Origin of the sequence: Mycolicibacterium sphagni, from assembly GCF_002250655.1 — a bacterium.
Taxonomy (GTDB): domain Bacteria; phylum Actinomycetota; class Actinomycetes; order Mycobacteriales; family Mycobacteriaceae; genus Mycobacterium; species Mycobacterium sphagni.
The window spans coordinates 223,947-234,838 of record NZ_NOZR01000007.1 but is presented as its reverse complement, the minus strand read 5'-3'; the positions used below and the strand labels follow the sequence as shown (position 1 = coordinate 234,838).

10 protein-coding genes are annotated in these 10,892 nt (G+C 65.8%); all 10 read right to left on the bottom strand.

Annotation, left to right across the window (positions count from 1 at the left end):
• Positions 1–1,949: WXG100 family type VII secretion target (locus CG716_RS11165; protein ID WP_094479401.1), on the bottom strand; the 1,949-nt coding region annotated here is incomplete at its 3' end.
• 5 nt (positions 1,950–1,954) lie between these two features.
• Positions 1,955–2,245, bottom strand: coding sequence for a WXG100 family type VII secretion target (locus CG716_RS11160; RefSeq protein WP_234817801.1), 291 nt, complete (start codon positions 2,243–2,245; stop codon positions 1,955–1,957).
• Positions 2,238–2,558, bottom strand: a complete 321-nt coding sequence (locus CG716_RS11155) for a WXG100 family type VII secretion target (protein WP_165774100.1) — start codon at positions 2,556–2,558, stop codon at positions 2,238–2,240. Before CG716_RS11155 ends, CG716_RS11160 begins: the two co-directional genes overlap by 8 nt.
• Positions 2,559–2,652: 94 nt before the next feature.
• On the bottom strand, positions 2,653–3,183 hold the full coding sequence (locus CG716_RS11150) for a VOC family protein (protein WP_094479395.1): 531 nt from the start codon (positions 3,181–3,183) through the stop codon (positions 2,653–2,655).
• Positions 3,184–3,194: 11 nt separating this feature from the next.
• A complete protein-coding gene (lpqB, locus tag CG716_RS11145; RefSeq protein WP_094479393.1) occupies positions 3,195–4,961 on the bottom strand; it encodes an MtrAB system accessory lipoprotein LpqB in 1,767 nt (588 codons plus the stop codon).
• Complete coding sequence (gene mtrB / locus CG716_RS11140) at positions 4,958–6,628, bottom strand: MtrAB system histidine kinase MtrB (protein ID WP_275988576.1); 1,671 nt, start codon at positions 6,626–6,628, stop codon at positions 4,958–4,960. The genes lpqB and mtrB overlap by 4 nt, the downstream gene beginning before the upstream one ends.
• Positions 6,629–6,712: 84 nt before the next feature.
• Positions 6,713–7,399: a two-component system response regulator MtrA gene (gene mtrA, locus CG716_RS11135; RefSeq protein WP_071947075.1), complete on the bottom strand. Its 687-nt coding sequence runs from the start codon at positions 7,397–7,399 to the stop codon at positions 6,713–6,715.
• A 73-nt stretch (positions 7,400–7,472) separates the two neighbouring features.
• Positions 7,473–8,102, bottom strand: coding sequence for a dTMP kinase (locus CG716_RS11130; protein ID WP_094479391.1), 630 nt, complete (start codon positions 8,100–8,102; stop codon positions 7,473–7,475).
• Between the two features lie 30 nt (positions 8,103–8,132).
• Complete coding sequence (locus CG716_RS11125) at positions 8,133–9,242, bottom strand: M23 family metallopeptidase (protein WP_234817800.1); 1,110 nt, start codon at positions 9,240–9,242, stop codon at positions 8,133–8,135.
• 143 nt (positions 9,243–9,385) lie between these two features.
• Positions 9,386–10,846 (bottom strand): adenosylhomocysteinase, encoded by a 1,461-nt coding sequence (gene ahcY / locus CG716_RS11120; protein ID WP_094479453.1) that lies wholly within the window; start codon positions 10,844–10,846, stop codon positions 9,386–9,388.
• Positions 10,847–10,892 lie beyond the last annotated feature (46 nt).

Sequence of the window (10,892 nt, the reverse complement as noted above, 5' to 3'; positions counted from 1 at the left end):
GGACCATGCCCTGCCCCGCCACCGGCGCCCTCCGCCCCGTGCGCACCCACGCTTACGGGCACCCGATCCCCCGCGTCACCTATGCCCGACGGCATTCCGCTCGGCGCGTGCGCGGCTTCGCCGCCCATCGAACCGGCTGAGGGGACATTCGGCAGACCGGATCCGCCTGGCGAGGCTCCAGCGGCCGCGGCGGGGGCCTCGGCTATCGGGTCAGAGACTGGAGGACGTCCTGCCGAACTTGCTGGCGCAGCGGGAGCTTCAGCCGCGCCAGGAACCCGACCGGGCGCGCCTTCGCCCGTCGGCGCGGGCTCGGTGTGCGGCGTATGCGTAACCGGAGGCGGAAGGTGATCGCCTGACGTCGGTGCCGACGTCGGCTTCCCGGGCGCCCCCGACGGAACGGGTTCGCGAGGTGCAGGCGGAGGCTCGGGCGTCTTCGGCAACGGGCCGGGACTTCCGGGTGGCGGCTTTCCGCCGTCAAAGCCCGTCTTGTTCAGATCGTCGAGCTTCGACGTGGCGCCCTTGAGTTCACCCTCAACCCCGCGTAATCCCGTTGTCGCCGAAACTAAACCACCGGCTTCACCCGCCACCCGTTCAGTCGCCGAAACCTCCGCACGCGCAGCCGCCCCCTCCGCCGCCCGTGCACCACCAGCAGCCTTGACGCCCGCCCCGCCCGGAATGACAGCGGTGCCGACGTCGAAGCCCAACTCGCCAACCCCGATGAACGGACGGTTGCTGGTAAAGATGTCGTTGAAATGCGTGACTTTCTTGACCATGTCAAGACTGCCCTGCGGATCAGTCGCAAACGCCAGCGGTGCCGTCATCGGGTTGAAGACCTCGGCCATCTTGCCCAGACCCTCGATCGTGGCCAACGTGCCCTTCGGGTCCCCGATCGGATCGAAGGAGGTGACGAGGCCGCCGACGGTGTTGACAGCGCCGAGCGTCAAACCGACGGACGTGTCTGTCATCTGGTCAGCGATGTTGGCCGCGATCCGGCCAGCATCCTCGCCCAGGTAGTTGACCAGCTCCACCCGCAACACGATTTCCATTGCGCGCGAATAGTTCTTGATTCCGTTGACAAGGTCGGACAGCAGCTCCTTGCGTGCCGCGGACTGCCGCTTGTGGTTGGCGATAACGGCTTTGATGTCGTTGGCGACTTCCTGGATCTTCTCCTCGGCGTCACCGGTCACCAACTCGAAGACAGTGCCCAAGATGCCGTTGTCGGATATCGATCCGACCACCGACTTGAGCTTGTTGAGCAGGTCCCGGATCGCATTCTGCGTGTTCTCGACATCGCTTGCGAAATGGCTTAATTCGCTGCCGAGCTTCTGCGCCTCGCCCGCCAGCGACGACATCGCCGTGCCCACATCGCGCACGGCGGCCTTCATCGGTTCTTTGTCCGGCATCTGCTGCGCGTCGATCACCGCGTATGCGCCGGCGTTCTCACCGGTGATGCCGTACAGCGGCGTTGCGAAAGCATTCCATGCAGCGCCGGCAGCCCGTAGCTCGCTCGGCTCGCCGTTGGGCCACCAATCTCCGACGAGAAACTCGACGAGGTACCACAAGACCGGAGGAGTTTGACCGGCCCCGTTCACATCTGGATCGCCACCTGGCGCAGAGAATTCCGCAGGCGCCGTCGGCGCAGGTAGCGGTGCTGCCGCGCCGCGGATATCGGCGGCGGCCTCGGCCTGCGAATAGTTGGTCGCCGACCCCTGAATCAGATAACCGATATGACGTAAGGCATTGACGCCCTTCGCGACACCGTCGACCAGTGCTCGAGCCGACTCCTGATAGGCGAAGCCGAAAGCCGTACCCGCCGCATCTTGACCGGTGTCTGCGTTGTAGGCCGCGGTGAGCGCGCTCACCGCGGCAGTGATCCCCTCACTGAGCCCCGCGACCGCCGAACCCGCGCCCGACAACGCTGCAGGATCCACCCGCAACGGTTCACCCACGGCGACTAGCCCCAGATTTTCTGATTCGCCTCGACCGCGCCGGTGTAAGAGGTGTGGGCATGCGAACCCGCCGAACGCAACTGCGCCAACGCATTCCGCATCATCTCAGCCCCCTCTTTCCACTGCTTGTGCACGGCATCGTGCGCGTCGCTGGCAACCCCGTGCCAATTCGCATGCAAGTTGGCCACAACGGCATCGCACTCGTCCAACATCGAGTCGACCGTTGTCTGATATGACGCCATGCGCTCGACGATGTCGGCCAGCCGGTCCAGGTCGACAGCAAATGCATCAGCCACGGTGCACACCTCGCAGCTCCGCGGCGGACGCCTGCTCGTTGGCCGCGAACGCTTGCCCCGCCTGGCCAAGCCGTTCGGCGATACTCGCCAGCGCCTGCTGCACCTTCAATGAACCGTCATGCCACTGCCGCCACGCAGCCGAATAAGAGCCGCCCGCCGACCCCTCCCACGTCCCCAGCACCTGCTGGGCTTCGGTGTCGAGATCGCGAAGCCCGGCCTGCAGATGCTGCGCGCCCGCGGTCAACGCCTCGCAAGCGGCCCGCAACACCGCAGGGTCCACATTCAAGACACCGCCATCGCCAGTTCCACTCACAGAGCAAACGCTACTGGCTTGACAGCCCGCCCACAATTCACCCCACTGAACTGCCACTACCCTGCCAGAACGGGGAAAAGAGAACCCAGACCGGCTACGGGTTCAAGATCCGAATCGGGTCGGTTCCGTCCCAGTTGAGCGCTGCCGTACGCACCAATTCACCCATCCCAGCCGTCGCCGGGGTGAGTTCCATCAGCTCGATGATGGTCGCCGCGGTGCCTGGCGGCGGCTCGAAGTAGGCATACCGGGCGACCCCGGCATCCCCGCCCGACCACACCACCGGCCAGCCGGCAGCCTTACCGGCCGCCAACGCCGCGTCGAAGTCGTCGGTCCAGTACGCCAGCTGATGAAAGCCGTCGCCACCGGCCGAGGTGAATTCCGAGTAGATCGACGGAGCGTCGTTGTCCTGGTGGATGACCTCGACCTGCAGATCACCACTGTTGGCGAACCCGATCGTCAGCGTCACCGTACATTCCTCGCCGCGATACACGCCGGTCTGCGTGACACTGCGCAGCACATAGAACGGGCCGACACCGAGCTCGAGCCAGGTGGCTATCGCCTTGTCGAAATCCTGCACTATATAACCGATTTGGCGGATCACTCCAGGCAGTACGGGTCCAGACACCGAATCTCCTATCAGCCGGGAAGCACCGGCACCGCGCCGGGCAGTAGGAAAGGCCGTACATCCGACCAGGATTGACTGTTCTCGGCGCTGGTTCCCGACAGCTGCAGCACCCCACGACTGTCCGACACGTAGACCGCGGCCGGGTTCGCCGCTACCGCCGACACCGGCATCACGATGTTGCCACTGGGTCCGTCGGAATTGACGCCGTCGAGATTCACATACGACACCGGATGAGCCGCATCGGTGCGCGTGACGACGATGTCGTCACCGGTGCGCCAAGACAGCGACACAACCGACGCCTCCAGGCCGAAACCGAGCCGACGCGGATAGGTCAGTGAGAAATCCCCAGCCGGCGTCTGCTCCACACCAGCCAGAATCACCTGACCGTTGACCACCATCGCCGCTCTGGTCCCATCGCGGGACAGCTGCAATTCGGTTATCGCGCCGGGGAATCGGGACGTCACCGCGGCGGCATCCACCGGGATCCGCGCGGGCTGCCCGGAGGCTTGCTCCTGAATCACCCGCACCACACTGTTGCCGTCCACCACCACCCACACCGCGTCGTCCAGCGCCCACGACGGTCGCGTCAACGACCGTGAGTCGGTGGCCTTGGCAGCTACCCCGCCGTTCGGGCCGATCCACAACGACGAGACCATGTCCGGCGCGTCGGGGCGCAGCACCGTCACCGACGCGATGTTCTGCCCGGTCCGCGACAACGCCGCCGACACCTGAGCCGGCATCTGCCCGAACGAGCCCGGCACTGGTGTGGCCCGCTGCCCGTCCAGCGAGACCATCGACCCGTTTATCAGTGCGTGCACGCCGGCCGAGGCGCCGTCCACCGCGCCGGGGTCGGTGGCCGCGACGTCGGTGGTGTTCCAGCCGTCGGCGAACCGGTCGTCAAGGGCAGCGCCGTCGGCGTTGATCACATACGGCCCCTTGATATCAGCCCGGGCAAGCGTCCAAATGACCTGTGCGGCAAGCAATTGCCTACTGTGCGGATCCGTCGTGGTCAGATTTTCCAGGTCGACCCTCGCGCCGCCGTAGCCACGCCCGATACCCGTCTTGCCACCGTCGGCGCGGGTCACCGGTCCGATCAGTTTGACCGGCCCCAGCAGGTTGCGCACCGTCCGCGCCATCTCCGGCCGGGGGCCGGCGATCAGCTTGGTGACCAGTTCGGTGGCCAGTTGGTCCGCGTCGGCCACCGCGACATAGCGCGGATCGGGAACGACGGTCTTGCCGGTCGGATCGACGAAATACAGGGTGTTGCGTTTGTAAGTGGCCTGGAACTGTTGCCAATCCAAGAACACCCCGTTGGGCAACTTGTCGATTCGCCACCCATCCGGGGTCTGCGCCAGCTCTATCGTTCCGGGGTTGGGGAGCTGGCCCCCGGCGGTCTCGAACACCCCGACATCGGACAGCGACCCCAGCATGTCGGCCTTCATGGTGACCGAAACCCGGTCGGGAGTGCGGGTTTCCACGAACACGACGTTATCGATCAGCAGCGCGCTGCCCTGGTCGTCCCAACTGCTGGACGCCGACGCGGTGAGGAATTGGCGAGCGGCCAGATGCCGGTTAGCCGGATCGGCGGTGGCCTTGAGGAATTCGCGCAACAACTGGTCGGGATCCATGCCCGGCGTGGGCTTGGGCAAGCTCTTGGGTTGTGGTCGTTCGACGGTCCCGATCGCCTGCGGCGCCGAGGAATTAGGCACACCAGCACATCCGCCGAGGAAGACCGCGACCAGTCCGGCCACCAGCACCGCCAGCAACTGGCGTCTCACACGCTCTCCCCCGCCGGTTCGCGCTGTCGAACCTGGCGTTGGTCTTTGCGGCCGTCAACACGTTCTGCCGCAATCGGTCTCAGCGGCAACGGGCTGGTAGTGACCTTGTGCCCGCGCACCAGAGGTAACGTCAGCCGGAAGCAGGCCCCCTTACCGGGCTCGCCCCACGCTTCCAGCCGGCCTTGGTGCAGCCGGGCGTCCTCGATGCTGATCGCCAGACCCAGGCCGGTCCCGCCGGAGCGGCGCACGCGCGAGGGGTCCGAGCGCCAGAACCGGCTGAACACCAGCTTCTCCTCGCCGGGGCGCAGCCCGACGCCGTAGTCGCGCACCGTCACCGCGACGGTGTCCTCGTCGGCGGCCATCCGGATTCGCACCGGCTTGTGTTCGGCGTGGTCGATCGCGTTGGCGATCAGGTTGCGCAGGATGCGTTCCACGCGGCGAGCGTCGACCTCGGCGATGACCTCGTGATCGGGCAGATTCACCATAAGCTCGATACCGGCCTCGTCGGCCAGGTGACCCACACTGCCCAGCGCGCTGTTGACCGTCGAGCGCAGATCGACTGCCTCCACCGAGAGTTCGGCGACGCCGGCGTCGTGGCGGGAAATCTCCAGCAGGTCGTTGAGCAGCGTCTCGAACCGGTCGAGTTCGTTGACCATCAACTCGGTAGAGCGGCGCAGCGCGGGGTCCAACTCTTCGGAGTGGTCGTGAATCAGATCAGCCGCCATCCGCACCGTGGTCAGCGGCGTGCGCAGCTCATGGCTGACGTCGGAGGTGAACCGGCGCTGCAGATTGCCGAACTCCTCGAGCTGAGTGATCTGTCGCTGCAGGCTTTCGGCCATGTCGTTGAACGACACCGCCAGCCGCGCCATGTCGTCCTCACCGCGCACCGGCATCCGCTCCGAGAGATGGCCCTCGGCAAAGCGTTCGGCGATCCGCGATGCCGAACGCACCGGCAGCACCACCTGCCGCGACACCAGCAGCGCGATCCCGGCCAGCAACACCAGCAGCACCAGCCCACCGGTGGCCATCGTGCTGCGCACCAGCGTGATCGTGTTCTCCTCGCTGTTGAGCGGGAAGATCAGATACAGCTCGAGATTCGGGATGTGCGACTGTGTCGGCGTACCGATCAGCAAGGCCGGCCCCGTGAAGCTGTCGGTGTGCACCGTCGAATACTGGTAGCTGACCTGACCCGCTTTGACGAAGTCGCGCAAGGACTTCGGGATCTGGTCCACCGGCCCGGCAGCCGTGGCCGCCCGCGGTCCGTCGCCGGGCACCACCAACACCACGTCGAACGTGCCGGCCAGCGCCGCCCCCGACGACTGGCCGGTCTTGGAGATCAGTGTGTTGCGGGCCAGCTGCAGGCTGCTGTCCAGCGACCGTGCCTCTTCACCGCTCACGGTGCCGCTGACGGTATTACGAGCCCGGTCCAGTTCCTCGGTCGCCGCGTGGACCTTGACGTCGAGTACCCGATTGGTGATCTGACTGGTGAGTACGAAGCCGAGCACCAAGATGACCGATGCCGACAGCCCCAGCGTCAGCACAACAACCCGCAACTGCAGTGAGCGACGCCAGATCAAGCCCAGCGCTCGACTCAGCGCGCTCAAGCCGCGCACCAGAGGACCCGATCGTCCCCACGGGCCGCGCTGTTTCGAACCGACTCGGATCATGTGCGCCGCTCCTCGTCAGCGCGCAGCGCTGCATCGTCGCGGACGCAATTCACGAGCGGCGCTCCTCCTCGGAGCCTCGAACGATCACGGGGGTCCGGCCTTGTAACCCACTCCTCGAACGGTGAGCACCACCTGCGGGTTCTCCGGATCCTTCTCAACCTTGGCCCGCAACCGCTGGACATGCACGTTCACCAAACGAGTGTCCGCGGGGTGGCGATATCCCCACACCTGTTCGAGCAGCACATCTCGAGTAAACACCTGCCGCGGTTTGCGTGCCAGCGCCACCAGAAGGTCGAACTCCAGCGGCGTCAGGGAAATCTGTTCGCCCTCGCGGGTGACCTTGTGGGCCGGCACGTCGATGTCGATGTCGGCGATCGAGAGCATCTCGGCCGGCTCGTCCTCGTTGCGCCGCAGGCGGGCACGCACGCGCGCCACCAACTCCTTGGGCTTGAACGGTTTCATCACGTAGTCGTCGGCGCCCGACTCCAGGCCCAACACCACGTCCACCGTGTCGGTCTTGGCGGTCAGCATGACGATCGGCACGCCGGAGTCCGCCCGCAGAACCCGGCACACATCGATGCCGTTCATGCCGGGCAGCATGAGGTCCAGCAACACCAGATCCGGGCGCAACTCACGCACGGCCGTCAACGCCTGCGAGCCGTCGCCGATGACCGCGGTGTCGAAACCCTCGCCACGCAAAACAATGGTGAGCATCTCGGCCAGCGATGGGTCGTCGTCGACTACGAGAATCCTTTGCCTCATGGTGTCCATGGTGTCACCGAATTGGGACAAACCCCGGCTACCACACGGGCGAGTTGCGACATTTCCGCTGCGTGGGGGTGCCCTAACGGGTCAGCGAGGCCGCCAAGGCGGCCGGATCGACGTCTGGAGCGACGATTGACCAGGGTCCGCCCCAATTCGCAGCACCCAGTTCGGCGTACACCGCGCCGGTACGCCGTTGCAGTCCGTCGTCGCGCTCGTAGGCGTCACGGGCCCGGTCGGCCTCCTGCTCGGCTCGCTGCTTGGCGCGCTGCGCGGCCAGCTCCACCGAAGCGTCGAGCAAGATCTGCCGATCCGGCTTCGGCAGGCCGAACCGTCCGTATTCGAGGTCACCGACCCAGGACACCGCCTCACCCGAGGCGTCCTGATGCAGGCGGGCCGCACTGTAGGCGGCATTTGAGGCGACGTAGCGATCGAGGATGACCACGTTGAACTCGCGGCCCAACTCGGCGATCTGATCCTTGGCCCCGGCCCGGTCAAGCGCGAACAGCGTCGCCATCGCATATACCGAGTCGGCCAGGTCGCCGTGCTGACCGTGCAGCGCCTCGCTGGCGAGGTCGGCGTGGACCGATTGGCCGTAGCGCGGGAACGCGAGCGTCGTGACCGACTTGCCGTCGGTCTCGAAGGCGCGCTGCAGACCGACCGTCAGCGTCCGCTTGCCCGCCCCGTCGAGTCCCTCGATGACGATCAGCACGCGGGCAGCCTAACGGGTCACAGGCAGGGTCTAGCGGCTGAACGTGACGAGGTTCTGGTCGAGCACCATCTCGTCGGTGTGTTCGGTGCGGGTGGCGTCGGCCACCAGTGCGAGCGGTATCCCGGTGGCTTCCGCGGCGTCGAAGGCCCCGGTGCTGGCCACTTGACCGGTGGTCGTGAATGTGTCGTACAGGTAGGGCAATCCCTGCGCGGCCAGCGGCGACGGCCCGTCCATGACATGCAGGTGTAAGTGCGGCGCAACGGAATTGCCGGAGTTGCCGACCAGACCGATCACGTCACCGCGCTTGACTCGCTCCCCGACTTTGGGTCGCACACTGCCGGGCTGCATGTGGGCGTAGTTGACGTAGAAGCCGTTACCGATGTCGAGAACGACGAAATTGCCGTCCGCTTCGTCGACCCCGATGTTCGCGGGGTACGTGCCGGGGGTCTGCTCGGGCAGATCGTTGCGCGTGCCGACGACGGTGCCGTCGGCCACGGCGTAGACCTCCTTGCCGAAGATCTGGTAGCTCTTGGGATCTTTCGGGTCACCAGTGAAGATCCGGTTCTGCGCGTCGGCCTGTTCGAAGTCGACGGCGTAGCGCTGCGCCAGATAGAGCTGACCGTTGATCGGCAAAACCGCGCGGGTGTGCCGCGGCGCATCGCAGCAGCCGTCGGCACCGATATAGCGCTCCCCCGCCAGCGGCGCCGACAACACCGGCAACGTGCGCCGGTCCACCGTGGTGGGCGCCAACTGTTCGGTCACTTGGGCGCTGCCCGGCGGCAATGCGGCCGCGGTCACCTGGACGCGATGCGTCAGCTGTTGCGGGACGAGCTTCTCGTCGGCCAACGGCACATGGATGAACACCATGGCCGCCTGGCCGGGTTGCAACACGTTGGTCGGCTGCTTCGCACCCGCCGGATACACCCGGTGCTCCAGCGACCCGGTGTCGAGCTCGCCGATCTGCTTGCCGCTGGCTGCGTCGAGCGCAGCGACGTCGCGGATCGTCAGTTCACCGCTGGTGAAGTTGGTGACCCACAGCTCGTAGACGAGGTGGGTGAGCCCGTCGGATCCCTTGAACGGGATCGGTGCGAACGGCACCGAGCCGACCAACGGTGTCATCTGCGCGACAGCGGGCGGCACCGGCGAACTCTGCGTGGAAACGCCTTTGTCAGCGCCACAACCTGCAGCAACAACCACCGCGGACAGCGCTGCGACAGCCCCGAGTCTGCGCACAGATCACGATCTCACGCGAGAACGCGATCTGCGCGCCGACTCGATTTTGACTAGTAGCGGTAGTGCTCCGGCTTGTACGGGCCGTCGACGTCGACGCCGATGTACTCCGCCTGCTCCTTGGTGAGCTTGGTCAGTGTGCCGCCAAGAGCCTCGACGTGGATACGAGCGACCTTCTCGTCCAGGTGCTTGGCCAGCCGGTAGACCTCGTTGTCGTACTCGTCGTTCTTGGTCCACAGCTCGATCTGGGCGATCACCTGGTTGGAGAAGCTGTTGCTCATCACGAACGACGGGTGCCCGGTCGCGTTGCCCAGGTTCAGCAGCCGGCCTTCGGACAGCACGATGATCGACTTGCCGGAGTCACCGAACACCCACTCGTCGACCTGCGGCTTGATGTTGATCCGCGTGGCACCCGAACGTTCCAGGCGCGCCATCTCGATCTCGTCGTCGAAGTGACCGATGTTCCCCAGAATCGCCTGGTGCTTCATCGCTTTCATGTGTTCGAGGGTGATGATGCCCTGGTTACCGGTTGCGGTGATGACGATGTCCGCCCAGCCGATCGCCTCGTCGACGGACTTGACCTCGAAGCCGTCCATCAGCGCCTGCAACGCGTTGATCGGGTCGATCTCGGTGACCGCGACGCGGGCGCCCTGAGCCTTGAGCGCCTCGGCGCAGCCCTTGCCGACGTCCCCGTAGCCACACACCAGGGCGGCCTTGCCGCCGATCAGGACATCGGTGCCGCGGTTGATGCCGTCGATCAGCGAGTGCCGGGTGCCGTACTTGTTGTCGAACTTGCTCTTGGTCACCGAGTCGTTGACGTTGATGGCCGGGAACGCGAGTTCACCCGCGGCGGCGAACTGGTATAGCCGCAGCACACCCGTCGTGGTCTCTTCCGTCACGCCCTGAACCGACTCGGCGATCTTGGTCCACTTGTCCTTCTCGGTCTCGTAGCGCGCCCGGACCAGAGCCATGAAGACCTTCCACTCGTCGGAGGCGTCTTCTTCCGTGGGCGGAACCACGCCGGCCTTCTCGTACTGCGCGCCGCGCAGCACCAGCATGGTGGCGTCGCCGCCGTCATCGAGGATCATGTTCGCGGGCTCGCCCGGCCAGGTGAGCATCTGCTCGGCGGCCCACCAGTACTCCTCCAGCGTCTCGCCCTTCCAGGCGAAGATCGGGACGCCCTTGGGCTCCTCGACGGTGCCGTGCGGGCCGACTACGGTCGCGGCCGCCGCATGGTCCTGGGTGGAGAAGATGTTGCACGACGCCCAGCGCACCTCAGCACCGAGCGCGACCAGCGTCTCGATGAGCACCGCGGTCTGCACCGTCATGTGCAGCGAGCCGGAGATCCGCGCACCCTTGAGCGGCAGCACATCGGCGTACTCGCGGCGCAGCGACATCAATCCGGGCATTTCGTGCTCAGCCAGCCGGATCTCCTTGCGGCCGAACTCGGCCAAACTCAGATCGGCGACTTTGAAGTCGATGCCATTGCGAACATCGACGGTCAGGTCAGACATAAAGAGCCCCATTTCGTTCGTCATTGCCTTCTACACGCGCAGACAC